General features: G+C 60.3%; 16 protein-coding genes. 7 read left to right on the top strand and 9 right to left on the bottom strand.

From position 1 onward, the window contains the following. The first annotated feature begins 12 nt into the window (after positions 1 to 12). The 3 genes from ACYVHC_RS18305 (at position 13) to ACYVHC_RS18315 (ending at position 4,388) form a co-directional block, all read left to right on the top strand. Positions 13 to 1,692 carry a RagB/SusD family nutrient uptake outer membrane protein gene (locus ACYVHC_RS18305; RefSeq protein ID WP_460615241.1) on the top strand — a complete coding sequence of 560 codons (1,680 nt, stop codon included), beginning with the start codon at positions 13 to 15 and terminating at the stop codon, positions 1,690 to 1,692. A 123-nt stretch (positions 1,693 to 1,815) separates the two neighbouring features. Beyond that, complete coding sequence (locus ACYVHC_RS18310; protein ID WP_460615242.1) at positions 1,816 to 2,940, top strand: glycan-binding surface protein; 1,125 nt, start codon at positions 1,816 to 1,818, stop codon at positions 2,938 to 2,940. Between the two features lie 218 nt (positions 2,941 to 3,158). Beyond that, positions 3,159 to 4,388 (top strand): glycoside hydrolase family 27 protein, encoded by a 1,230-nt coding sequence (locus ACYVHC_RS18315; protein WP_460615243.1) that lies wholly within the window; start codon positions 3,159 to 3,161, stop codon positions 4,386 to 4,388. A gap of 250 nt (positions 4,389 to 4,638) precedes the next feature. On the opposite strand, the gene galA is transcribed toward ACYVHC_RS18315, so the two are convergent. The 7 genes from galA to ACYVHC_RS18350 form a co-directional block, all read right to left on the bottom strand. Further along, positions 4,639 to 7,458 (bottom strand): beta-galactosidase GalA, encoded by a 2,820-nt coding sequence (galA, locus tag ACYVHC_RS18320; protein ID WP_460615244.1) that lies wholly within the window; start codon positions 7,456 to 7,458, stop codon positions 4,639 to 4,641. Positions 7,459 to 7,552: 94 nt separating this feature from the next. Beyond that, complete coding sequence (locus ACYVHC_RS18325; protein ID WP_460615245.1) at positions 7,553 to 9,547, bottom strand: glycoside hydrolase; 1,995 nt, start codon at positions 9,545 to 9,547, stop codon at positions 7,553 to 7,555. A gap of 80 nt (positions 9,548 to 9,627) precedes the next feature. Next, a complete protein-coding gene (locus ACYVHC_RS18330; protein WP_460615246.1) occupies positions 9,628 to 10,131 on the bottom strand; it encodes a cupin domain-containing protein in 504 nt (167 codons plus the stop codon). An 89-nt stretch (positions 10,132 to 10,220) separates the two neighbouring features. Further along, entirely contained in the window at positions 10,221 to 11,276 is a 1,056-nt protein-coding gene (locus ACYVHC_RS18335; RefSeq protein WP_460615247.1) for a LacI family DNA-binding transcriptional regulator, read from the bottom strand. Between the two features lie 77 nt (positions 11,277 to 11,353). Then, complete coding sequence (locus ACYVHC_RS18340; protein ID WP_460615248.1) at positions 11,354 to 12,646, bottom strand: sugar MFS transporter; 1,293 nt, start codon at positions 12,644 to 12,646, stop codon at positions 11,354 to 11,356. A gap of 54 nt (positions 12,647 to 12,700) precedes the next feature. Beyond that, positions 12,701 to 15,121, bottom strand: a complete 2,421-nt coding sequence (locus tag ACYVHC_RS18345) for a glycoside hydrolase family 3 protein (protein ID WP_460615249.1) — start codon at positions 15,119 to 15,121, stop codon at positions 12,701 to 12,703. Between the two features lie 93 nt (positions 15,122 to 15,214). Continuing rightward, positions 15,215 to 17,836: a beta-mannosidase gene (locus ACYVHC_RS18350; RefSeq protein ID WP_460615250.1), complete on the bottom strand. Its 2,622-nt coding sequence runs from the start codon at positions 17,834 to 17,836 to the stop codon at positions 15,215 to 15,217. 804 nt (positions 17,837 to 18,640) lie between these two features. Between ACYVHC_RS18350 and ACYVHC_RS18355 the strand changes: the two genes are divergently transcribed. From ACYVHC_RS18355 to ACYVHC_RS18370, 4 genes are all read left to right on the top strand, one after another. Beyond that, positions 18,641 to 20,089 (top strand): sialate O-acetylesterase, encoded by a 1,449-nt coding sequence (locus tag ACYVHC_RS18355; RefSeq protein ID WP_460615251.1) that lies wholly within the window; start codon positions 18,641 to 18,643, stop codon positions 20,087 to 20,089. Next, complete coding sequence (locus ACYVHC_RS18360) at positions 20,089 to 20,238, top strand: hypothetical protein (protein WP_460615252.1); 150 nt, start codon at positions 20,089 to 20,091, stop codon at positions 20,236 to 20,238. The genes ACYVHC_RS18355 and ACYVHC_RS18360 overlap by 1 nt, the downstream gene beginning before the upstream one ends. A 63-nt stretch (positions 20,239 to 20,301) precedes the next feature. Further along, positions 20,302 to 21,306 carry an ROK family protein gene (locus tag ACYVHC_RS18365; protein ID WP_460615253.1) on the top strand — a complete coding sequence of 335 codons (1,005 nt, stop codon included), beginning with the start codon at positions 20,302 to 20,304 and terminating at the stop codon, positions 21,304 to 21,306. A 147-nt stretch (positions 21,307 to 21,453) separates the two neighbouring features. Then, complete coding sequence (locus tag ACYVHC_RS18370; RefSeq protein ID WP_460615254.1) at positions 21,454 to 22,533, top strand: LacI family DNA-binding transcriptional regulator; 1,080 nt, start codon at positions 21,454 to 21,456, stop codon at positions 22,531 to 22,533. Between the two features lie 84 nt (positions 22,534 to 22,617). Here the strand turns inward: ACYVHC_RS18370 and ACYVHC_RS18375 are convergent, their stop codons facing one another. Continuing rightward, positions 22,618 to 23,793, bottom strand: a complete 1,176-nt coding sequence (locus ACYVHC_RS18375; protein WP_460615255.1) for a glycoside hydrolase family 26 protein — start codon at positions 23,791 to 23,793, stop codon at positions 22,618 to 22,620. A gap of 33 nt (positions 23,794 to 23,826) precedes the next feature. Next, the gene (locus tag ACYVHC_RS18380; protein WP_460615256.1) at positions 23,827 to 25,980 is read right to left on the bottom strand and encodes a glycosyl hydrolase; all 2,154 of its coding nucleotides are present in this window, start codon (positions 25,978 to 25,980) and stop codon (positions 23,827 to 23,829) included. Positions 25,981 to 26,163 lie beyond the last annotated feature (183 nt).

Below are 26,163 nucleotides of genomic sequence, written 5' to 3' on the forward strand. Positions count from 1 at the left end.
GTACTCTCTTTTATGAAAAAAATAAAACTTTTCGCCCTTCTCTTTGCCGCTTCGCTTGCCACTACGGCCTGCAAAGACTTCCTGGAAGAGAAACCCCTGGACTTTGTGGGCCCCACCCAGGTGACAGATGCCAACACCTACGTGAATGGCGCTCTGAATGCGCTGGTGTCAGACCCCATGTTTCGCTACGGCCCCTTCCCAAACCTGTGGGACTACGACTCGGATGACTCCACCGGCCCCAGCTGGGCGTATGGGGACGTGGGCTCGGGTAACTTTCAGGCTTATTGGGGAATTGACTACGCCTGGAACGGCCCTTACACCCTGATTCACCGCTGCAACTTCGGCATCGCGCGTATTGAGGAGATGACGATGGATGAGGCGACCAAGAAAAACGCCCTCGGCCAACTGCATTTCCTGCGGGGGTGGGCCTATTTCATGCTGGTGCGCGCTTATGGCGCGGTTCCACTGCTGCCCAAGGCGGTGACCGATGGCACCTCGCCGCAAAACCCGCGCACCCCGGTAAAAGACGTCTACAGCTTTGTTATCGAGGATCTAAAGCTGGCCGAAACCAGCCTGCCGTCAACTAAAGGGGCTGGCTACCAGGCGGGCCGCATCAGCAAAGGTACCGCCAGCAGCCTGCTGGCTAAGGTCTACCTGACCATGGCCTCCGGCTCCTTGAGCGGTGGCCAGGTAACGGTACTGGGGGGGCGCGCAACCCAAATGGTGAATGGCAAGCCGGTGCTGCTGAAGCCCCAGCCTATTACCCACCCTAAAACAGTAGTAGCGGGCCTGGAAGGGCTGAACTCGGCCGAGTACTTTAAGCTGGCCCGGGACAAGGCGCAGGAAGTAATGCAAAGCGGCGAGTATGAGTTGTTTGCCAGTCACGCGGACGTATGGAAGGTAAGCAACCAAAACACGGGCGAGCATATCTGGTCCCTGCAAACGCTGTCCAACCACCCCGAGTTTGGCAATGAGATGTCGCTTTTCCGCATTGGGCGAATTCAAACCAATGGTGAAATTGAGGGCGGCTGGATTGGCGCTTCCGACCACTGGTATAACCTGTTCGAGGAAAACGACCAGCGCATCACCGAGGGAGTGCTGCACCGCTGGAAAATGTGGGGCGGCACGCACTACTACCCCCTGCGCGACAGCTCCGTGGTGGACGGCACTGACACCAGCCCCCTGGCCCAGGCCAAGCGGGCCCGGTACGGCTACCAGCCCACCGACCAGTCGGGCCTGGATGATGCGCACATTGCCCGGTTGCGCAAGTTTGAGGCGGTGTCGGACCGCACCGTAACCCGCTCCAATTTCAACTTCCCCTTGCTGCGCTACGCCGATGTGCTGCTGATCTTTGCTGAGGCTGACAACGAAGTTAGCGGCTCGCCTACGGCGGAGGCCAAAGAGGCGGTAAACAAAGTGCGTCGTCGGAATAGTGCTTCGGAAGTAGGATCCTTGAATCAGCAGGAATTCCGCTCGTTTGTGCTGGAAGAGCGCCGGCGGGAGCTGGCCCTGGAAGGCGACCGGCGCTGGGATTTGCTGCGCTGGGGCATCTACCTGCCCGTCATGAATGCTATTGACATCGACGAAAACAACGTGATCAAGCGCCGGCAGCAAAAGCACCTGCTGTTCCCGATTCCGGTGGCTGAGCTTAACGCCAACAAACTGATTACCGGCAACAACCCCGGCTGGTAAGGGAACGGACACCCGAATGAGGGGAGGTAGGTAGGGCCGTCAAGCTCACTGCCTCCCCAGGGGCGCCGCTTACCTGAAAGCTGCCAAACGCAGCGTCACGCAAATTCCCACAAGGCACTAGCAATGAACGTACATCCGCATTTAACCAAACTAGGTACCCTGGCTCTTTTCGTAAGTGCCTTCTCCTTCACCTCCTGTGAAAAGGAAAGTGATGATGTGTGTGGTGGCACCCCGAGCATTTCGCAGGTAACGCTCCCAACTGACCGTACCGCCGCGACCACTACCGGCAACCTGGCCGACTGGATCATTATCCGGGGCAACAACTTCTGCAACGTCAGCAAAGTCGTGTTCAACGATGTAGAGGCTAATCTGGCGGATGCTTACGTGACGCCCACCGAAATCACGTTGCGCATTCCGCGGGTGGCCCCCAAGGAAATCACCAATAAAATCACGGTTGTATCGGCTGGTGGCTCGGCGGAAACCAGCTATTCCATTTCCATTCCGCCCCTCTCCATTGCCGGTATGAGCAATGAGTACACCCCGGCCGGGAAAATGATGGCTATTGTCGGGCAGAATTTCGACCTGTATGAGATTACCCCCGAAAAGGGCAAGATTGAATGGGCCGGCACGCAGGTTCCCATCACCCGCGCCACCGCTGACTCCCTGTACTTTGTGGTGCCCGCCTCAGCCTCTAAAGGCGCTACCGTGAAAGTGCTGGACGCCAACCAGGTAGCGCGCCCGGTGCCCGGCCAGTATATGGATGATCGCAACATGCTCTTCAGCTACGATGCCGGGGGCAGCGTATGGGGCGGCGATACCTACATCACCGACGCGGCCACGCCCGGCGCCATCAACGGCAAATACCTGCGCATCAACCAGCCCATCGGAAGCTGGGCCTGGACGGAGTTCTCGGCCAACAACCTGGTCATCTCTAATGACATTGTGGCGAACCCCGCTAACTACGTGCTCAAATTTGAGGTCAACACGCTGAAGCCGTTCAGCACCAACGTCATCAAATTTTTGATTGATGGCGACGCCGGCAGCACCAACACCTACCAGTGGAAACCGCTGGTGCCGTTCAACACGCGGGGCAAGTGGAGCACCAAGTCCATCAAGCTCAGCGACATCATCAATACGCCGTTGCTGTCCTCGAAGGCGCAGCATGAGTTTAAATTCCTGTTTCACGGCGACGGTAACCTCGATGCTGACATCTCCTTCGACAACTTCCGGATTGTGCCCAAAGAGTAGACCCTGAAGGGAAAGGGAAGGGGCTAGCCCAAAATACCGCTGCAACGGCCAGGGGCCCCGGCGTGAAGCCCCCATTGGTAGTAGCCCGTTTGCTTTCCTGTTCACGGCCGCCCCGGACCTAGCCGTTCGGGGCGGTTTACTGTACAACTCTTTATCACGCGGCCAGGCCTGGGGTGCTACGGGCCCCGAAGTGGTTGCGCATATACATAATAAGCTGAATGAAAACTTTTTCCCTTTTGGCAGGTGGCTTGCTCGCCTCTTTTACGGCGTTAAGCCAGGGCAACAACTACGTGCAGAACTACAAGAAGTACGAAAACCTGGCCCTGACCCCGCCCATGGGCTGGAACAGCTGGAACAAGTTTGCCTGCAACGTGGATGAAAAGCTGATTCGGGAAGTGGCCGACGCCATGGTCAGCTCCGGCATGAAGGACGCGGGCTACACTTACATCAACATCGATGACTGCTGGCACGGCGACCGGGACGCCCAGGGCTTTATCCAGCCCGATCCCAAGCGCTTTCCCTCGGGCATGAAGGCCCTGGCCGACTACATTCACAGCAAAGGCCTTAAAATGGGGGTGTACTCTGATGCCGGCTCCCAGACCTGCGGGGGCCGGCCCGGCAGCCGGGGCTACGAATTTCAGGATGCCCAGATGTACGCCAGCTGGGGCGTGGATTACCTGAAGTATGACTGGTGCAACACGGAAGGCCTGAAAGCCGAGGGCGCCTATAAAACCATTACCGCGGCCCTGCGCAAGGCCGGCCGGCCCATGGTCCTGAGCATATGCGAGTGGGGCAATGACAAGCCCTGGGAGTGGGGACCCGCCGTGGGCCACCTCTGGCGCACCACCGGCGACATCTACAACTGCTTTGACTGCATCGAAGACCACGGCACCTGGAAGTCCTTCGGGGTTATGGCCATCCTGGACAAGCAGGAGGGCCTGCGCCAGTACGCCGGCCCCGGCCACTGGAACGACCCCGACATGCTGGAAGTCGGCAACGGCATGGTTGTCAACGAGGATCGCGCCCACTTTGCCATGTGGGCCATGCTGGCCGCCCCGCTGATTACGGGCAACGACATCCGCTCCATGAAAAAGGAAACGGTAGACATCCTCACCAACCGCGAGGTGCTGGCCATCAACCAGGATAAGCTGGGCGTGCAGGGCTTCCGCCACAGCGTAAAGGACAGCCTGGAAACCTGGCTTAAGCCCCTGGATGGGGGCAAGTGGGCGGTAACATTCCTGAACCGCAGCCGCCGCCCCCAGCCGGTTTCCCTGGACTGGAAAGCTACGCCCGTGGTGGATGAGCTGTCAAAAGCCGAGCTGAACGCCGCTAAAACCACCTATAAGGTGCGCAACGCGTGGGCCAAAAAGGATGCGGGCACCACCAAGAAACCGTTTCAGGCCATTATCCCGGCCCACGACGTGGTAACGCTGGTGCTCAACAAGTAAACCCTGCCCCCACCAACAAGTAAGCCGCCCCTACACCGGTGTAGGGGCGGCTTACTTGTTGGTGGGGCGCATAGCAGGGGGATTGCCCGTCGGCCCACCCTAATGGGCCGAGAACCGGAACGCGGCGGGGGCTATGCAAACCCAGGCTTCTGCAACACCAAGCGCGCCGCCTGCCCGCTCCGGTTAAAGCAGAAAAAGTCCCTGGCTTCGCAACCCGCGAAGCCAGGGACTATCCAGGACTATCCCGCTACTAGGGGGCCGGTGGCTGCGAGCGAAGTTTGAGGACGGCTTTCTTTAGCCCGGGGCCGGTCGCCGTAAGGGTTACCTCGCCCGCTTCGGCGGTGGACTGGAGAAGTACCTGGGCCAGCCCGTTAAAGGTATTGCGCTTCCAGGCCCCGGCCGGGGTGCGCAGCTGAATGGTGCCCGGATCGGTGTTGACCACATCCCAGTCGCGCTGCTTGCGAAGGGGAGTGGCGACGATATCGAGGGTGTTGACGCCCGGTTTCAGCATGGTCGCGCTGAGCTTAAACACGTTGCCCTCCGTGCTGACCGGCAGGTCCCGCGCTAGTTCGTGGCCGTTAAGGTAAATGGTTTGCTGCTGGCCAATGCTGCGGTAGAAAAACGTGACCTCCGTGCCCGGTACGCTGGCGGGCAGCTCAAAGGTGCCCCGGTGGAGGTAGGCGGCGGCCAGCTGCTGGTAGTTGCGGCCCACGAACGCCGCCTGCCACGGACTTGCGCCAGGCTGGGAGACGGCGGCCACGCCTTCGGCCAAGCTGGAAAACGCTTTTTCCTGGAGCTGAGAAAGGCCGACCACTCGGATGTCCTCCACAAACTTCTCTTTTTCCCGGGAGGTCGGGTCGCCATTTCCCACCCCAATGAGGGTGGCCGGCCCGGTTACCGAAAAGGTTATTTGCTCCTTGGCCGTGGGTACCGTGCGCTTGGTTTTATCGGTTACCGCGACGGTGACGACTGCAATATCCTGCCCTCCGGCGTGCAGGGTGGCTTTATGAGAAGTCAGCTGAATTGCGGCCGCGGCCCCGGTGGTGGTAACTTTCTCCGTCAGGATGTGGCGGCCTTTCCGGTACCCTCGGGCTTCCAGGGTGCCGGGCGCGTACCGGACCTTCCACTCCAGGTGGGAGTTCAGCGCTACGGGTTGCCGGCCCAAGCTGTGGTTGTTGAGCCGCAGCTCGACCTCATCGCAGTTGGAGTAGGCCCACACGGCTACCTCCTGGCCTTCTTGGCCCGGCCAGTTCCAGTGGGGCAGCAGGTGCAGGGTAGGCTCCGGGCGCCACCAGGATTTCAGGTAATACACGTTGTCTTTGGGAAAGCCGCACAAATCCATCATCCCGAAGTAGGACGTGACCGAGGGCCACTGGTAGGGCGTGGCTTCCCCGCGGTAGTCAAAGCCGGTCCAGATAAAGATGCCGGCCAGATTAGGACGGGTAGCATAAAAGGTCCAGCCTTCCTCGATGGAGTAAAAGGATGGTCGCGGCTTGCGGTCGTAAGCGGCCTGGTAGTGTTTCTGCGGATCCGTGACGTAGATACCACGGGTAGTAAAGGTCGAGCCTTCCTCCGTGCCCATGCCGGGCTGAGTAGGGAAGCGGCGGTAGTGGGCCGCAATGTCCCCGTTGCCCAGGTAGTTGTAGCCCATTACCTGCAGCACGTCGGAAATGCCGCTGCCAAAGCCCCCGCTGATACCTGCCGTCGTGGTACGCGTGGAGTCGAGGCTGTGGGCATAGGCCTGCATGGCGGTGGCAATGCGGGCCCCGGTGGGGCTGTTTTCGATGGCCCACTCCTCGTTGCCAATGGACCAGCTGATAATGCTTGGATGGTTGCGGTCGCGCAGGATCATGTTTCTGAGCTCCTGCTGCAGCTGGTAGCCGGTGCCCATCAGCCGGTTTTCGTCGATCACCAGCATGCCCAGCTCGTCGCAGGCCCTCAGCAGCTCAGGGGTAGGCGGGTGGTGGGAGCAGCGGTAGGCATTTGAGCCCATGGCTTTCAGGGCCTTGATGCGAAAGTACTGCAGCTCATCGGGCAGGGCCGTGCCCACCCCGGCGTGGTCCTGGTGGTTGTTGGTGCCCTTGAGCTTTACCGGCTTATCATTAAGGAAAAAGCCCTGCTGGGCATCAAACCGGATTGTTCGGATGCCGAAGGGCGTGTCGTAGCGATCTACTTCCTGCTGGCCGACGAGCAGCGTGGTGCGGAGCTGGTAGAGGTAGGGCGAGTCCAGATCCCAGCGCCGGGCCTCGGCTATGGGCAAGGCCAGCGCTATTTCCTGCTGCTGATAGGAAGCCAGCACCACGTTATCCTGCCGTTTGCTGGCGACCGGGCGGCCCTGGGCATCCAGCACCGTGTGCACCACGGAAAAGGTTTGCGGCCCCAGGCCTTCGTTGACGATGCTGGCGCGGGCGTGCACCGTCGCGCCCGTCCCGGCCACTTGGGTGGTGACGAAGGTGCCGTTGGGCGCCACGTGCAGGGGCGCGGTTTTGGTGAGCCACACGTGGCGGTAAATGCCGGCTCCTTCGTAATACCAGCCTTCGGGCATGGTTGCATCCACCCGCACGGCGACTACATTGGCTCCTCCATAATTCAGGTACTCGGTTAGATCATACCGGAAGCTGCTGTAGCCGCTGGGCTCCGTGCCCAGGTAATGGCCATTGATCCAAACCTTGGAGTTGCGGAACACCCCATCAAACTCCAGTGAAATCCGGCGGCCCAGGTCGGCGGCGGGAACCGCAAAGGTTTTGCGGTACCACCCCACGCTGGTAGTCGGAAAATTGCGACCGATGGCTTTGTAGCCGTGGCTGTGCTGGGCCGTGCTGTCAAAGGGCAGCTCCACGGCCCAGTCGTGGGGGAGGTTGAGCTCGCGCCAGGCCCGGTCGTCAAACTGCGCGCTGGCGGCCCCGTCCCCGTAGCCGGCTTTGGCCAGGTAGGAGAAGTAGCTCGTACCAGTAGCGAAATCCTTGGTGGCATCATACGGGTGCCCCAGCGCAAACCGCCACTGAGTATCGAGTGAGAGCCGTTCTCTGCTTTTACTACCCGCGGTTTGGGCCCAAACCGCGGAAGACAAGCACCAGAGGAGTAGGGCCAGAAAGTGCTTTTGTACCTGCATAGCGTCGCTAGTATCCTGATTATAGGCTTACCTAGTGGTAAAGTGGGCCGCCTTACTGCAGCTTTTCCGTCGTCAGGGTGAGGTAGCTACGCGTATCCAGGGTAAAGCGGGCTTCCCCGTTCTTGGAAACTTTCACTTTCCGGCCTTGCTTGGCGTGGCGCTGGCGGTCAGTAGTGTAGGTGGACAGCTTTCTAATGTTCTGGGGCAAGCCCCTCAGGGTTACTTCGCGAGTGGCCCCATTATTTACCACATGAAAGGCGTACTGCCCCTTGGCCGAGTTGCCGAGCGCCGCCACTGACACGTTTGGCTGGCTGGCAGCAACCGGTAACGCCGCCATGCCGCTTGGCGTGGCCGCTAGCTGCTTCAGGTTCCAAAACCGCTGGGTGGGGTGCAGGGGCGCGTTGTTGCCAAAAATACCGCCCCCCGCCAGCGGCGAGTAATCGGAGGTGAGCTGCCACTGCAGAATGGTCGCGGGCTGGCAGATGTTGAGCAGGCGTGTGTACAGGTTGATTTCCTCCAGGGCGTAGGACTCTTCCTCGAACACGTCGGGGTAGCCCCAGGCCTGGGCATCAATGCTGCCCTCGCCCACAATCAGGGGCAGCTGCAGCTGGGTGGCTGCCTCGGCCCACTTCTGCAGGGTTTCGATATCCCAGCCCCGCCAGGAGTGAAACGACACGGCCCCGATGTAGGGGCGCGCGGCCGCGTCCTGCATCGCCGGGTAAATAAACTGGTAGGTGGTGGCATCGGAGTTGTCGCCGAGCAGCAGCTTGGTTTTCAGGCCCCGCGAGGCCAGGTAGGCACCCAGTCCTTTGATCAGCTCGGCGTGCTCCTGGCCGGTTTGCCGGATGTTGATGCCCAGGTCCGACTCGTTAAAGGAAAACATCGCCGCCTCCACCCCATACTGCTCTTTCAGGTACACCAGATAGTCGGCAATGGACTGGTAGCTGGCCTGCATAGTGGCCGGATTAAGCGGGTTGCCCCAGATGCCGTCGGGCCCGGGACCGTTACCCGATGCCGGCGGCCCCACAATGGCCCAGGCCGGCCCCGACCACGCCGTGACAATCACGGGCATGCCCAGCTTACTGAGCCGCTGGGCCATTTCCATGGATTCGCGCACGTGCTGGTCCAATTGGCCGGCTTTGGCGGCGGCAATGGGGTTGGTGGCCTGACTAGGCTGCCAGAGCTGCCAGGGCATTTCTACCCGTCCCCATTTCACCCGCAGGTTTTTCAGGGCGTAGTCAATGACGACCGGATCGTGGGTGGGGTTCTGCAGGCGGAAGTTGCCGCCAAAGCCCTCAAACGGGCGGCCGGGCTTGCTCGGGTCCAGGGTAAGCTGAACCGGCGTGCGGTCCACTTCCCCGCTTGCCGTCAGGTGAAAGGTTTTGGTGGCCGTCTGGCCCCGGCGCAGGCTGCCCAGCTGGATGGGTAGGTAGAGCTGAAAGGTTTTAGCTCCCCGGGCATCCTGCCGCAGGGTGATGGGGGCGGGCTCGGGCAGGCTCACCTCGACTTGCCGGGTAGGGGCGGTGATGCGCAGGCGGCTGGCCACGATGGGCTCGGCCGGGGCGGAACCGACCAGGGGCTGCTGGGCCAGGGGCTGACCGGCGGCATCCAGAAACTCCACGGTGCCGGCGGCAAAGGCTTCCTGGGGCAGGGAAAAGGTGAAGTACGTGCCCTGCAACTCGCGGTTAGCCAGCGCCTGCAGGGCCACCGTCACGTCGGCCTGCCCGGGTTGGGTGTTGACCACCGTTTCCGTAAAAGCCACGCTGTCGACCATGGTGGTAACGACTTGCTGCGGGCCCCGGCGGGTGTATTTGGGGCGCTGCATCTCCTTGCCGGTCATGGCCACGCGCGACCAGTTCGGGCCGACGGTGCGGAGGCTGGTAGTGAACTCGAGCAGGTGCCCCTGCAGGCGCATGCCCGCCAGGTTGCCCCAGGGCGCCAGCTCGGCCTGACCATGGGCATGGGGTAGAAAGGCGCCGGAAAGCAGCGTGCCAGCTGCAAGCAGCCGCAAGCCCTGTTTCCAGGGGAGGGATTGGAAAGCAAGCATAGAAATGTAGTGTAGCGCGAAAAAGGTGGGGTCACTGGCCCGGCAGCCCGGTAGCAGACCCCGAAGGGATAGGATGCGGGTTAGCGGCCAAAGTCGTCCTGGACCCGCACGATGTCGTCTTCGTCGGAGGGCTGGCTAGCATCCGTGTGCTGCCAGATTTCAGCAATCGTGCCCCAGTCGTCCAGGCCAATGAGGCGGTGGCGCTCGCCCTGCCGCAGGGTGATCTGCTCACCCGGGCCGTAGGTGTGCAGCTCGCCTTCCGCGTCGGTAGGGCTAATAATCACACCAACCGTGCCGCTGACCACGCGCCAGATTTCGGCCCGGCGGTGGTGGTACTGCCAGGACAGGCGCTGGTGGGGGGCTACCAGCAAGAGCTTGGGGCTGAGCTGGCCGGCAATGCGCAGGCTCTCGACGGACAGGCCCGCAAAGTAGCGGTCGGCAAACGCCTGGGCCTGGGATTCAGCCAGCACAAAGAATCCGCCCCAGGGGCGCGTCTGGTCCTGGCGCTCAATGCGGAAGCCTTGCTCTTGCAGCTGCAACTCAACTTGCTGGAACAGCTGGGGTTTTGATAACGCTACGCTCATACGGAAAAAGGAAACAAGGAAGGGAAAGCAATTGAAAAAGGTAAAGAGCACCAAACGAAGGGGCGATCCGGGAACAGACGGTCCCGCCGCTACCGGGGCCCGCGCGCCTCCTGGGACTGGTGCAGGGAGGAGTCGCGGATGATGAGCTCGGGCTTGAGAATCAGGTGGGGAGGCTGGTAGGCCGGGCCGCGCTTCAGCAGCTGCAGAAACAGGCGCACGGCCGTTTCCCCCATCTGCTCGGCCCGCTGGTCAACTACCGTCAGCTGGGGCTGGGTCATGGTGGTAAAGGGCTCGTTGCTAAAGCAGGCCAGGGCAATATCCTGCGGCACCCGAAGTTTTTTCTCGCGCAGCACTTCCAGGGCCCCCACTGAAGGGATGGCATAGGCGGCAAAGACGCCATCCAGGGTGGGCTCCAGGGCCAGCAGGTGCTGCATGCCCAGGCGGCCGGCCTCGTGGGTCAGGGCGGGCAGGGCATACACCGCCTGCTCCTCAACCGGCAGCGCGTACGCCTCCAGGGCCGCTTTATAGCCCAGAAACCGGTTGCGGCTGGTGTTCAGGTGCTGCGGGCCGGCCAGGTGGACAATGCGGGTGCAGCCCTGCTCAATCAGATGCCGTACCGCCTGATAGGCTCCCTGGAAGTCATCCAGAATCACGGCCATGCTCTGGGGCAGATCCGGTACCCGGTCGAAAAAGACCAGGGGCGTGCCTTGCTCGCGCACCTGCACCAGGTGCTGCAGCTCGGTCATGGTAGTGGCCGACACCGACATCAGGATGCCCTCCACCTGCGCCGCCAGCAGGGTCTCGATGTTTTGCCGCTCCCGCCGCACATCCTCGTTGGACTGGCACAGCAGCACGCTGAAGCCCTCGCCGGTGGCTACTTTCTCAATCCCGTTCATCACGGCCGGAAAGAAGTAGCCCTTGATGTGGGGCACGATTACGCCGAGAGTTTGGCTGTGGCCTTTGCGCAGGGCGGCCGCCAGCTGGTTGGGGCGGTAATGCAGCTCCTGAGCCGCCTGTCGGACCCGCTCCTTCGTGGCTTCGCTGATGTCCCGGTGGTTGGCCAGGGCCCGCGATACCGTGGAGGCCGACAGATTAAGCTGCTGAGCCAGGTCGCGAAGAGAAGTTTGATGCTTACGTACAGCCATAACAGCAGGGAAGTGAAAAGGCGGGCGCTCGCCCACGAAGTGTGGTACACCGGGAGCCGTGCCCAGGAGCTAGGTAGCTAGGCCTGTGCTACGGCCGCCCGGCGGCTGCCGCGCAGCCCGTACCACATGATGTAGAGGTAGCAGGCGGCGGGCACCAACAGGGCCAGACGCAAGGTGCTGTGGTCGGCGATGACGCCGAACAGCAGCGGAATCACCGCCCCGCCCACAATGGCCGTGCACAAGAGCCCGGAGGCTTGCTCCGTATGCCGACCCAGGCCGGCCACAGCCAGCGTGAAGATGGTCGGGTACATCAGCGAGTTCATCAGGCCCACGGCCAGCAGGCTCCACATGGCCACGGCGCCGGTGGTGTTGATCGAAATCAGCACCAGGACAATGGCGCCCACGGCATTAAAGGCCAACAGTTTGCCGGGGGAAATTTTGCCCAGCAGATACGCGCCCGCAAAGCGGCCCACCATGGCCGCAAACCAGTAGTTGGCCACCTGACTGCCGGCTTGCTCTTCGGTTAAGCCCAGCACGTCGGGCAGGCCGAGGTAGTTGACAATGTGCGAGCCAATGGCGACTTCGGCGCCAACATAGGCGAAAATGCCCACCACCCCGAACACCAGGTGCTGGTAGTTCCAGGCACTGCCCGGGCCGCTGACGGTGCCGCTGCCCGTCGCAACGGTGTCTTCGGCCACGTGTGCAATCTGGGGCAGGTGCACGCGGCTCAGCAGCAGGCTGATCACTAGCAGCACGGTGCCAATCACCAGGTAAGGCGTCTGCACGGCCGTCACATCGATGCCAGCGGCGCTGGCCGCGTCCACATTCTTCGGCAGCTTGCTCAAAATGAGGGCGCTGCCCAGTAACGGGGCCAGGTAGGTGCCCAGCGAGTTGAAGGCCTGCGTCAGCGTCAGCCGCGACGAAGCCGACTCGGGCGGACCCAGAATAGCGACATACGGGTTGGCGGCTACCTGCAGAATGGTGATGCCCGAGGCCAGCACAAAGAGCGCGCCCAGAAACAGGCCGTAGGCCCGTTGGGCGGCCGCCGGGTAAAACAAATACGCCCCCAGAGCGGCCACGCCAAAGCCGATGAGCATACCGCGCTTATAGCCTACTTTGGCCACCAGCCGGCCGGCCGGAATGCTCACCAGAAAGTAGGCCCCGAAAAAGCAGAGATTAATTAAGTTGGCCTGGGTATAGCTCAGCTGAAAAATTGCCTTCAGATACGGAATCAGAATATCGTTGAGGCAGGTGATGAAGCCCCAGAGAAAAAACAGGGTAGTAACGGCCGCCAGTGCCGAGGTGAAGCGCTGCGAAGCGCCCGGACCGGCTACGGCGGGACGAGGTAAAGTGGGAGCGGGGGACGCCATAACAGGACTGTTGAATGAAGCGGAAGGAGAAGGAAAGGTTGGCAGGTAACGGCCCTAGTTGGTGCCGGCACGCCGGGTAGCGGTGCCGGTGGCAGTGGGGGCCGGAGCGCCGGCCAGGCGGAAACGCTTGGTCTGGTCGCCGACCCGCAGCGTGAAATAGCCATCTTCCAAACGGGTCTGGCCATCGGGACCGGGGTAACTTAAGTCCGGCTGGGGCTGAATGGTAAAGGTCAGCTCCCGGCTTTCGCCGGGGTTGAAGCGCTGCTTTTCGAAGTGTTTGAGCAGTTTAACGGGCCGCGTAATCCTGCCTACCTCATCGGTCAGATACCACAGCACTGCTTCCTGGCCTGCTTTCTGGCCAGTGTTGGTGACGCGCACCGTCGCTTTTACGAAACCAGTGGGGCTGAGCACCGAGTCGGAGAGCTGCAGGTTGCTGTACTGGAAACTGGTGTAGCTCAGGCCCTCCCCAAACTCCGTCAGCATGGGGGCTTGGTACTTGGCCCCGCGGTTCTCGAAGCCGGCCCCGAAGTCGCTTAGCTCCAGGGAGTTTTCGTTGTTGTCGTGGTGGTAGTTGGAAATGTGGCCGGCAAACTGCGGATACGTGAAGGGCAGCTTGCCACTAGGGTTTACTTTACCGCTTAGCACTTCGGCAATAGCTTGTCCACCCCCAAAGCCGGGCAGGCCGGCCCACACAATGGCGCCGGTTTTTTCGGCTACGGCCCGGATAATGTTGGGCCGGCCGCCAATCATAATCATAATGGTGGGCTTGCCGCTGCTTTGGGCCAAGCGCACCAGCTGCAGCTGGTCTTCGGGCAAGGTCAGGTCACTGGTGTTGCCAATGCCTTCGGTATAGGGCCGCTCGCCCAGGGCCAGCACCACGGCGTCGGCGCGCTTGGCAGCGGCCAGCACCTGGCTAAGTTGGGGTTTGCCTTTCGCATCCTGATAGGGCACCGTTTCTACCAGCGCATTCGGGAATTCCTTTTTCAGGCCCGAGAAAACCGTGGAAACCTCTCGGGGGTAGGCTTCTTCGGCGCGGCCCTGCCAGGCCAGGGTCCAGCCGCCGGACAGGTTAGCCCGGGAATCGGCCGAGGGGCCGATAACCAGAATGCGCTTGGTTTGGGCCGCCGAAAGGGGGAGGATATTTCTCTCGTTCTTGAGTAGCACAATCGACTCGCGGGCGGCTTCCAACGACTGCTGCCTAAATTCCGGGGAGCCGATGCGGCTGAGGCGGTCAGTGCGGGGCATGGGGTTCTCGAACAAGCCGATTTCGTCCTTCATTTGCAGCACGCGACCCGCCGAGAGGGTTATGCGCTCCTCGGTGAGGCGTCCTTCCTGCACCAGCTCCTTTACCAGGCGGCAGAAGTTGGTGTTGTAGGGCGTCATGGCCATATCCACCCCCGCATCAATGGCCATAAAGGTGGCTTCTTTTTCGTTCGGAGCCGTTTTCTGGATGGTTACCAGCCGAATAATATCCTGCCAGTCGGTTACGGCCACGCCTTTAAAGCCCATTTGGGTGCGCAGTAAATCGGTGAGGATGGCCTTGGAGGCGTGAACCGGCTCGCCGTTAATTTCGCCGGAGTTAATCATGATGCTCTTTAGGCCGGCATCCATAGCGGCCTGGAAAGAGGGTCGAAAAAACTCCTGCAGGCGCTGATCGGGAATCAGGGCATTGGTCCGGTCCCAGCCGTTGCGGGGGTCCGAATACCCCAGGAAGTGTTTGCCGCAGGCCGCAACCTTATACGGCGCTATGTCTTGGTTTTCCTGCAGTTCGCGCACAAAGGCGGCCCCCATCACGGAAGCCACGTGCGGGTCTTCGCCGTAGGTTTCGTATACGCGGGGCCAGTACACGTTCAGGCCCAGGTCCAGGACCGGGGCAAACACCCAGGCGTGGCCCAGATCAGCTGATTCTACCACCGTGGCGCGGGCGGTCTGGCGGGCAAACTCAGCGTTGAAGGTAGCGCCCAGGTTCAGGTTATGCGGGAAAATAGCGGCCCCCGAGACGTAACTGGCCCCGTGCATGTGGTCGATGCCGTAGATGATGGGGATGTGCAGCCTCGACTCCCGCAGGGCAATGCGCTGCAGGGCCGAGAGATAGGTAATCCACTGCTTCGGCGGCACAGCTTCTCCGTTCAGGAAAGAGCCCACGTGAAAGTCCCGGATGAACGGCACCAGCTTAGCCGAGTCCAGGGTTACATCTTTCTGTTCGCCGGTGTGGTTGATGGTGGCATTGGTGAGCTGGGTCATCTGCCCGATTTTCTCCTCCAGCGTCATCTGCTGCAGCAGCTGTGCCACCCTCGTGCTCCACTGAGGTGCCACCGCCGCTGTAGGGATGGAGGTGGAAGTAACGGCAGGGTTGGTGGCAGCAGTGCCAGGAATGCCGGCGCGTTGGCAGGCACCGGCTACCAACAGGGCACTCAGGGCCCAGGGGGCTACCCGCTTGGTGGGGTTAGCCTGGAAAGGAAGGGTAGTAGACATGAGTAGTAACCGTAAGAATCGGTAATCCGCAGCGGGGCTAAGCTAAAGGCCGGTCAGGGAGGTTGGAGGTAGTAGCGGGCCTAGTCGGGGCGGTTAAAATGCGTCGGCAAGAGAGCGAACCGTGAGCTGTCGGCGCAGCTCGGCCAGCGTGATGGGGCCGTTGCTGGTAAACGTCAGCGTCTTTTTCTCACCGGGCAGCAAGTCGAAATAGTTGTCTTCGAAGAAGCCGTCTTTTTCCGTGAGCAGCAGGTGCACTTGGCGGGCCAGGGTTTTGCTCTGGAGCGTTACCTGGAAGGTGCTGTCGGTGGTTTGTTTCCAGTCGGTTCGGACGCTGGTAGGGGGTAGCGTCATTTCTTTGGGCAAAGCAAAGTAGTAGGTGTTGGTGCTCACGACTTGGCCGGCCTGCTGCACCTCACAGCTGAGCACTACCTTCTTGGGATCTTGCTTGCCGAGCAGCTTAGCCCGTGGGATGTCAAGGTACACTTTGCTGGTGAGCGGCTCGATTTGCAGGTTTTCGGTTTGCTTGAACAGCGTGCGGCCGTTGAAATCCTGGAGGCGCACCTGCAGCCGGCCAGGCAGTGCCGTGGTTTTATCTGACACCACATAGAAGCGCACGTTGTCGCCTTCTTCGTGGGGGCTTACCAGCACATCGGAATAAAAGCGCTTGGCGGCATACTGCAGGGCTTTCCAGCGGCCGTAGTAGTCGATCGATGACCACGACGCTACCCCCCAGCAGTCCTCTAACTGCCAGTACATGGAGCCCATGGTGCGCGGCCGGCTGCGACGCAAGTGCTCGGCCGCCAGCTTGATGGCATTGGCCTGCAGCACCTGGCTTACGTACAGAAACGACTCGAAATTCTTGGGCTCCTTGTAATCCCGCAGCAGGTAATCCTTCAGGCGCGGGTTGCCTACCATACTGCGCTGGTGCTCATTCATCACCGGCGACATAATGTCGCGGTCTGATTCGATGGTAAACTCCTTGACCGATTTCAGCTCCGGAAACGACTGGAAGCCGTACTCGCTCATAAAGCGGGGGATCTGCTTTTCGTAATCAGATAGTGGGGCAGTGCCCCCCCATACCTCCCAGTAGTGCATGTCGCCATTGGTCTGGGAGCCCGCCATATCTTCAAACTCCGCCGAAGGGCTGGAGGACATGTAGGGGCGCTGCGGGTCCTGCTCTTTTAGCACGGTGGGCAGCAGGTCGCGGTAGAGCTTGAGGTAGTTGCTCCACACTTCCAGCTTGTGGCTGCCCATTTTTTCGGGGACGCCCCACTGCTGCCAGGCCACTTCGTTTTCGTTGTTGCCCACCCAGATGGAAAGGCTCGGGTGGTTGCGCAGGCGCCGCACCTGGTAGGTGGCTTCGGCCCGCACATTGTCCATGAACTCCTGGTTGCCGGGGTAAAAGGAGCACGCAAACAGAAAATCCTGCCATACCAGCAAGCCCATTTCATCGCAGGTGTTGTAGAAGTACTCGCTTTCGTAAATGCCGCCCCCCCACACGCGAATCATGTTCATGTTCACATCTTTCGCCGCTTTCAGCAGCTTATGATACTTGGCATTGGTCACGCGGGTCGGGAAAATGTCGGCCGGAATCCAGTTCACGCCTTTAACAAAAACGGGAATGCCATTGACCACAAACTCAAACGACTTGCCGTACTGGTCCTTTTCGCGGCGCAGCTGCAGGGTGCGCAGGCCAATGCGGGTGGTGGCCTCATCCAGCAGCTGTCCGTTCTGCAGCAGTTGGGCCCGCATCCGGTACAGCGGCTGCGCCCCGTAGCCGGCCGGATACCAGAGTTGGGGGTTGTCCAGGCGTAGCTCGGCGGTCAGGGTGTGGCGGTTGGGCTGCAGGGTTACTTTCTGCTCCAGGCGCGGGCCTACCGCTTTGCCATCGGGGCCGGTAGTTTCAATAAGGAGCGTTGCCTCCCCGGGGGTAGCGGCAGCTGCTTCGTATTCAACCTCCAAGCCGAGCTGGGCCGTTTGCGGGCTGAGCTGGCGCTGAATCACGTGGAAGTCCGTCACCTTGGCGTTGTCCCAGGCTTCCAGCTGCACCGGCTGCCAAATCCCGGAAGTTACGAAGCGCGGACCCCAGTCCCAGCCGTACTGGTAGGGCGCTTTTCGCGTGTAGGGACTCAGCACCGGGCCTTTGTCGCCCACAAAGCCCATTGCCTGCTCATCGTTGACGGCAAACAGGTTGTACCCAAACTTGGCGGGGAGCCCGGCTACCTCGTTGAGCGGCGAGCGAAACCGGATGTGCAGGCGGTTGCCCTCAGCTTTTAGCTGGGACTTTGCGTTGGCGCGCCACTCCCGGAACATGTTGTCGGTGTGCAGAATGGCCGTGCCATTGAGCGTCACATCCGCGTACGTATCAAGGCCCTTGAACACCAGCTCCAGGTTTGCGCGCTGCAGCGTGGTAGTCGGCACCGAGAACGTGGTTTCGTACTCCCAATCCGTCTTGCCGATCCACTGCTGCTTTAGTTCGTTGTCGCGGTACAGCGGGTCTTCAATCTGCTTGCTGGCCAGCAAATCGGTGTGCACCGTGCCGGGCACGGTCGCCGGGGCCCAGTTGTCTTTGCCTAGCTGCTTAAACCGCCAGCCCGAAGTGAGAAGAGTAGTAGTTTTGCCGGTGCCGGCAGATTGGGCTACCGCCTGCGTGGTGAGTAGCAGCGCAAACAGCCAGCCAAGGAGGGCACACTGGGAAAGGGAGGGTGAAAGCATGGGACGGGATTTCTGCGGAAAAAGGTACGAAGGTCAGAATGGCGGTTTAAAGGAATACAGGGCCTGGTACTCGGTTGATTGCGGTTAGAACCGCAACAGTTGCGCCCAGGTGGAAGGTGCCTAGGGTTGGGGCTGTCTTGTTTGCAAAGCTAAAAGGTTTTAGCAATTACAAACGTTTGCGGGAAAAGTATTCGGTCGGGCCCAGAAATTTATTTAACCATCTGAGGGCGTACCGAAAGGTGGGAACAGTAGCGGTACTCAGCCGCCGGGGGCCAAATGTTGTCCGTTTGAGTTGTTATTCTTAGAGCAGCTATCGCCCGGGTTTACTGATGCTGCAACCCTTGCGGTAGCCGGGCTACCTAACTAAAAGCGCGCGGCAGTACGAAGCTGCTAAGGCCTTTAAACCAAGACTGAAAGCAAGCCCTAAGTGGGTACCAGCTGACTGGGGATACGCCGGCACCCGCTGCATATAGCGTTTCTAGTATTTATATAAAAACGTAAATACGCTTGTGGATAGAAATAAATCTGCCATATTAGTTTGCAAATACGTTTTAGCAAACACAAAACGCGCTTTCTGAGTACCGCAATCAGTCACGCCGGAAAGCGGGTTAACCAGGAAAATCCTACCATCAGCAACCACCAGTAACCACCAGTAACCACCAGCGCCTGCCGGCAGAAGCTTACTACCGCCGGCAGCAATGCAAAAGCTGCTGCAAACGATTGTCGGGCTGGCCAGACCCGTAACCTTGCGCTTTTTCTTCCGACTGGCAGTTCCTCCTCCCTGCTTAGCTGCATCCTGTTTCTATGAAGCTTCCGGTTCTCTTTACCTTTGTTCTGATAAGTAGCAGCCTGGCGGCCCAGGCCACCGTCCGGCTTCCGGCCTTGGTAAGTGACCATATGGTGCTGCAACGAGAACAGGTGCTTCCTATCTGGGGGTGGGCCGATGCCGGCGAGCAGGTAACCATCAGCTTTCAGGGCAAAACCTACTCGGCTGCCGCTTCCGCGACCGGCAAGTGGCAAGTGCTGCTGCCGGCTCTGCCCGCCGGTGGCCCTTTCCAGATGACCATCAGCGGGCATAACACGCTCCGGATCCAGGATATCCTGGTGGGCGACGTGTGGCTGGCCTCGGGGCAATCAAACATGGAGTTACCGCTGCGCGACCCGAATGCGCCGAAGCCCGGAGCCTATCCGCTCATCAAGAACGCCGAGCAGGAGCTGGCCCAAGCCAATTTCCCGCAGATTCGGCAGTTCACGGTGCAGAAAACGCCGGCCTCCCGGCCCCAGGCCGAAATGCAGGGCTATACCTGGACCGTGTGCAGTCCGCAAACAGCGGCAGGTTTTTCCGCGGTGGCCTACTTCTTTGCCCGAGACCTGCATCAGCAGTATCACGTGCCGGTAGGCATTATCAGCAGCCCCTGGGGCGGTACGGTGGCCGAAGCCTGGGTAAGCCAGGAAAAGCTGCAGGAGCTGCCCGATTTTCGGCAGAAAGCGGTTCCGGCCGCCAGTTTTTCCACGCCGGGCTTACACGAAAAAGAGCCGCAGAACACCCCGGCCGCCCTGTTCAATGGCATGATTGCGCCCCTGATTCCGTATGCGCTCAAAGGCGTTATCTGGTATCAGGGAGAAAGCAACGTGGGACGGGCGGCGCAATACCGCACCCTTTTTCCGGCCCTGATTCAGGACTGGCGCCGGCGCTGGAATGCGCAATTGCCCTTTTTGTTTGTGCAGCTGGCCAACTGGACGCCGGTGCTGCCGCAACCCGAAGACTCTGACTGGGCCCGCCTGCGCGAAGCCCAGACGGCGGCGCTGGCCCTGCCGCGCACCGGCATGGCCGTTGCCATTGACCTGGGCGAAGCAGAAGACATTCATCCGGCCAACAAGCAGGACGTTGGCCACCGCTTAGCCCTGGTAGCCCGCCAGGTGGTGTATGGCGATAACAAGGTAGTAGCCGCCGGTCCGGTTTTGAAAAACGTGCGCTTCCAGGACCGCGCTGTGTATCTGCGGTTCACGCAAACCGGTTCGGGGCTCGAAGTAAACAACCCACATGCCGCGCTGCGGGGCTTTGCGGTGGCCGGGGTTGATAAGAAGTTCTATTGGGCGCAGGCAACCGTAAAAAACAACCAGGTGGTGCTTCGCTGCCCCGAAGTGCCCAAGCCAGTGGCCGTGCGCTATAACTGGGCCAACAACCCCGCCGGCAACCTCTACAACCGGGAAGGCTTACCGGCCGCCCCCTTCCGCACCGATACCTGGTGATGAAGTCCTTCAACCGTCTGCCGCTTGCTTTCTTTCTTCCTTTTCGCCGGCGCTACGCCATTGGCTGCGACAGTCACCCGAGCCGGCCCGAGCACCCGCTGATTGCGCAGGAGCGGCCGGCCTACCGGGCATCCATTACCGGCTGGTAGGGCTGGTTTTTACCCTACAACCCGCCCCAGCGGACACCCTTAACTATAACAAGCATACGCAGCATGAGTGATTTTACCGCACTAGTTTCCGCGCCGAGCACCAGGCCTGAGTTGAGTATAACGCCTAGTGAGCTTACGGAAGCGGGCTTTGACCAGAGCCTCAACCTGTGGGGGCTCGACTTGGGCGGCACCAAGATTGAAGGCGTTATTTTGAAATCAGCCCAGGATCCCCAGGTACTGTTCCGCGACCGGGTGCCCACCCAGGCCAGTCACGGCTACGACCACATGCTGGGGCAGATTGAGCAGCTGGTAGAGCGCATGGAGCAGGCCGCCGGCTACCGCGCCAAGAAACTGGGCCTGGGCACCCCCGGTACCATGATTCCACAGTCGGGCCTGATGAAGAACTGCAACACCACCGCCCTCAACGGCCGCCCCCTAAAGTCCGACCTGGAACAGCTGCTGGGCCGGCCGGTAGCACTGGCCAATGATGCCAACTGCTTTGCCCTTTCCGAGGCCCGGCTCGGGATTGTGAAAGATCAGTTCCCCGAGGCCAAAGTAGTGTTTGGTATCATTCTGGGCACCGGCGTGGGCGGCGGCATCGTCGTGAACGGGCAGGTGCTGGAAGGCTTTCATGGCCTGGCGGGGGAGTGGGGCCACAACTACCTGAGCGAAACAGCCGGCAAACCCTGTTTCTGCGGCAAAACCGGCTGCATCGAAAGCATTTTGTCGGGTCCCGCGCTGGAGCAGTTCTACTCCGAGCAAAGCGGGCAGCACCGGGAGCTTAAGGACATTATGGCCCGTGCTACCGAAGGCACGGATGCGGCCGCCGTAAATACGCTTAACCGCCTGACGCATTTTTTCGGCCTGGCGTTGGCCGCGGTAGTGAATATGCTCGATCCGGATGTCATTGTAATTGGCGGCGGCGTGGGCAACATTTCGGAGCTGTATACGGCTGGGGTGGCCAGTATTGCGCCCCATATCTTCGACCATCACTTTGCCGCTCCGGTGGTGAAACCGATGTTGGGCGATAGTGCCGGCGTGTTTGGCGCCGCGTACCTGGTGGCCTAGCCGGAACACCGCCGGTACGACCAGCCCGCCCTGCCTTTCTGGCCCGCGGCCCGGTCTAAGGGAGCATGGGCGGGTTGGTAAAGCGGGCACTTACGGTTTTAGGGCTTTATCCTACCTTTGATGGGTGAGTACCTAGCAGATCCAACCATGAGTAGTAAGGTAAAAAAGCGGACGTTGATCAATGACATTGCCAGCCACCTGGAAGTGTCGATTGCCACGGTGTCGTTGGTGTTGAACGGCAAAGCCAAGCAAAGCCGCATCAGTGATGCCGTAGCGCAGCGCGTTTTGGCTTATGTTGACGAGGTTGGCTATAAACCAAACCACCTGGCCAAAAGCCTGCGCACCGGCAAAACCCACGTTATCGGGCTGGTGGTAGAGGATATTTCCAACCCGTTTTTTGCTACCGTCGCCTGGCTGATTGAAAAGCAGGCCTTTGAGCGGGGCTACCGCATCATTTACTGCAGCACCGATAACAATCCGGAAAAAACCAAGGAGCTTATCTCCATGTTCCAGGAGCGGCATGTGGATGGCTACATTATTGTGCCCTCCGAAGGAATTGAAGAGCAGATAAGCGCCATTTTGCGCGAGCAGACGCCAATCGTGCTTTTCGACCGGTACCTGCCCAGCCTGGCGACCAACTTTATTGTGGTGGATGGGGCCCGCGGGACCTACGAGGCCACGCAGCACCTGCTCGAGCAGGGCTTTCGCCACGTGGCCTTCGTCACGACCGACTCCACCCAGACCCAGATGGAAGCCCGCCTTGCTGGCTACGTGAGGGCCATGGACGAACACGAGCTGCCGCTAAAGGTGCACCGCGTAAAAATGACCAAGGAGGCCGAACATGCCACTGCCGATATCCAGGCATTTATTCAAAGCAATCGGGACTGCGACGCCATCCTGTTCTCAACCAACTACCTGAGCATCTACGGGCTGGAAGCCATTTCCCGGCTGGGGCTGCGGATTCCGAATGATCTGGCCGTTATTTCCTACGACGACCACGACCTATTTCGGCTGTACACGCCCGCCATTACCGTAATCGCGCAGCCCGTAGAAAGCATTGCCAAAAACGTAATTGACATTCTGCTGGATGAGCTGCAGCACGCCGGCGAGCAGGAGCAGGAGCCCAAGAGCGTGGTGCTGGCCAACTCCCTGATCATCCGCAAATCATCACTCCGGCAGCAGGAAGCGCCCCCCGTGAAGATCAGAAAGAAAGCGGTTAAACCCTAGGCTCTTTTTCAACGCAACGCGGCCGGCCAGATGGAAATCTGGCCGGCCGCGTTGTAGGCTACTGCTGGCAATCAGAGTCTGGGCTTAACCCGGGGGCGTAGTGCGCTTGCGCGGCGGCTTGGGTACTGTATAGAGCCTGGGCTTATCGCTTTCGAAGGTAGTAAGGGAATCCTGGTAAAACTGCCTAAAGCCCGGCACGCTGCTGTGGCCGGGGTAGGGCGCGTAGAAATGGCCTTCGTGGGCATTGCGCCACACCATCAGGTAGGCAATCTGCCGGGCCTTGGGGCTGCTTTTAATCTGGCCGAGCAGGTTTTCCGGATACCAGTTGGGGTTCTCGATTTTTTCGAGGCCGGTTTCGGTGAGGGCGGCAACTTTACCGCGCGCCTGGGCTTCGTCTACTAGGGTTTCGAGGGTTGTGACGCCGGGGTTGGGAGAAGTCAGGGCGTTAAAATCCCAGTAATTATCATGGCCGAGCACGTCTACGTAGGCGTCGCCGGGGTAGCGCTCAAAGTAGGCAGCCGGAGTGGGAGTGCGGTCGGGGGAGTAGGCGTACAGCAGGTTGTGCACTTTCTTTTGGTCGCGGAGGTAGTGCACCGTAAACTGCCACAGCTGCACAAACTCCGCCTGAGTGCAATGTCGCTTTCCCCACCAGAACCACGAGCCCGTGTGCTCGTGCAGGGGTCGAAACACGACCGGCACCAGGGTACCATCCTTGGCTTTCAGGTTTCGGAAATAGGTTGCAAGTACATCAAGGCTGCGCGTGTAAGCGGCGTGCCGGGCACCGCCGGGCAGAATGGCCGCCATGGCCGCCGTGGTGTCATAGAAGCTTTTACTAGTCACGAAGTTGTGCATGTGCCAGCAAAACGTGTTCATGCCGCCCCGCTGGTAGGCCTCAATCACTAGCTTACGGTTGCGCTCTAAGGCCTCGTTGCCTTTCACATTGGCTTGCAGATCGGCCCGCACTATGTCTGCTACATCCCAGCCATACACGGCCGGGTGAGAGCCCACCACGCTTTTTACATCACTACGCCCGGGGTCGTTTTTCCACCCCACGCCGTATTGGGTGGCATCCTGCTGCCCAAACAAAATGCCGTTTTGGGCGGGGTGTTGCAGATTATAGAATAAAGCCTTCGTCTGATAGGTTGCCCGGGGGTCAACCAGCTGAATGGGGTAAGGAAACGCCTTGCGGGCGCCGGTGCAGCCTACTAGCCCCACCGGGGCCAGCAAGAGCAGACGCAGCAGTAAAAAACGGATAGGCATAAGGCCGGGAAGTTGAGCAGAAGGCCCGCTAAGTTAGTTTTCAATTAAAACCCGGCGGGAGAGCAAGGGCATAGTGGGGCCTTGTACCGTGAGCAGGTACAGCCCGCCGCTGAGGTTGGAAATGGGTAGCTGGAAAAAGTTGGGGCCACTGGGCAGGGTAGTACGCAGGTGGTGCACGGGCTGCCCCAGGCTATTGCTGAGCGTAATCAGGACCTGTTGCGGGGCGGGCAGCGTAAGGCTGGCGTTCAGGCTGAGGCCCGAGGCGGGGTTGGGATACACGGCCAACGCCTCGGGCCCGAGGTTGCCTTTAGTTGCCGTGACGGTGCCTTTCCAGTTGGGCAGCTCATCCAGCGTAATAATATCCGGGTCGTTATACACGCGCTTAAGCAGCGCCTCAGGCTGGTGCTGAATCCAGTCTTTGCCTTGCCAGATAGTAAACCACGACCACCAGGTAGCATAGCCCCGAATGTTGTCTGGATCGGGGAGGTTGCCGCTTTCAGCCAGCGCGACCAGCTTCTTACCTCCCAACTGCACTTGCTGGCCCGCCCAGTCGCTGCTCATGTTGGCAGAGGCATCCAGGTAGAGATCCAGGCCGGCAATGTCCACGTAGGCATCGCCGGGGTACCAGCCGGGGCTGGCGCTTTGGGTGCAGGCGTACACCCAAATCAGGTTGTGCAGCTGATGATGGGTAGTAAGCCGCTCATAGAGGAGATGCCACAGCTCCTTGTAAGGCGCAGCACCCTGGGCGCCCCACCAGAACCAGGCGCCTTCGGCCTCGTGCAGGGGCCGCCAGAGTACCGGAATATTGGCCTCCTGGAACTTCTTCAGCTCCGCGGCAATAGTGTCAATATCGCGCAGCAGCAGCTGGTAGCGGCTGCCGCTTTTATCGGCCAGCACGGCAGCTATATCAAAAGTGCTGGCATCCGTGTAAAAGCCGCGCCACCACGGGTTGGTTGGGCTGTTAATGAGGTCCGTGGGGGCGTTCCAGTGCCACATTAAACTTACAATGCCCCGCCCTTGCCCTTTCCGGGCCCAGGCCAGAAACTGCTCCGAATAGCCCGCAGGACGGGAGCCATTCTCCACCCGCGAAGGCGAGTATTCAATTAAGTCGAAACTGGCCAGCGCCGGCTCTTTGCCGGTTTTGGTAAGGATGTAGTGTAGGTCGGCCAGCTTGTCTTCGGGCCCGGCATGCTGGCCCGCCAATACCTTGGTTCCGTACTGGCCGCGCAAAAAGGTAAGTAACGCCTGCGCCGAGGCGCTGGCATTGGCATTGGTAAGCGGGCCGGGTACCGGCGCCGGCAACGCGGCAGTGGCCGGAGTTAGCTGCAGGAAATCGATGCCGAAATAACCCCAGCCCCGACGGATGGTTATCGTATTCAGGCCTTTGGGCAGCAGATACAGGCCGGCTTCCGCCGTGCGAAAATCGGCCCCGGTTTGGGCAAACAGGCCACTGCTTTTGGTGCCGTTTACTTGCAGATCGTAGCCTTTCTCGCCAAAAGGCGAAGTATACCCGATGCCCAGCTGGTAGAGGCCAGCCTTGGGGTTATCAATCTGGATGCTGACCTGGTCGGTAGCAGCATCAAATTCTGACACAAAGCCGGTGCCTGAAAAGCCGGCGGGCGTGGTAACCGTCTGGACGCCCGTGAGCGTCCCAAGCTCGGCCTCGGCGCGGCCGTTTACCAGGGGTACAATGGCCGCGGGGCGGTTGGCCGGGTCCGGCGTCAGCTCCAGGTAATCGAGGCCAAAATAGCCCCAGCCGCGGCGGATGGTAATGGTGTTTTCACCAGCCTGAAGCTTAAATCGGCCCACTTCACTATCCTGAAAACCTGCTGCCGGCCCCGGCAGCGTATACCCGCTTTCCTCCCCATTTACGGCCAGCTGGTATTCTTTCGGGCCGAAAGGAGAGGTATAGCGAAGCGTAAGCCGGTAGGAGCCTGCAGCAGCAGGGAAGCGGAAGGTAAGCTGGGCATCGGACTGCTCAAAGTTGCCGGCGTACCCGGTGCCGGTAAAGCCGGGCGTTGAGCTAAGTGGGCGTAGGTTGCGCAGCAGGCCACTTTCTGCCTCCAGCCTGATGGCCGGCGCAGCCTGCAAGGAAAGCGGCAGCAATGCCCACACTCCCAGCAAAGCGAAGCGCCGCAGCCCCCGGCACCAGCCAGGTTTCTGCCCTAACGAATAGAGGTAGTTCATAAAAACGGAGGATGGGATGGTGGAAAACAGGAGCGGGGAAGGCAAGTGCCGAGGCAGCCGGCAATGGAGCCCTCCGGATAAGTAAGAAGCAAAGTAAATTCGCTAAATCGATTTAGCAAACTTTTTATATCTTGCACCAGCTACTAGGGTTTAAACTGCTTGGCAACGCCGGGGGTACGGAAG

The organism is Hymenobacter seoulensis (assembly GCF_054780535.1).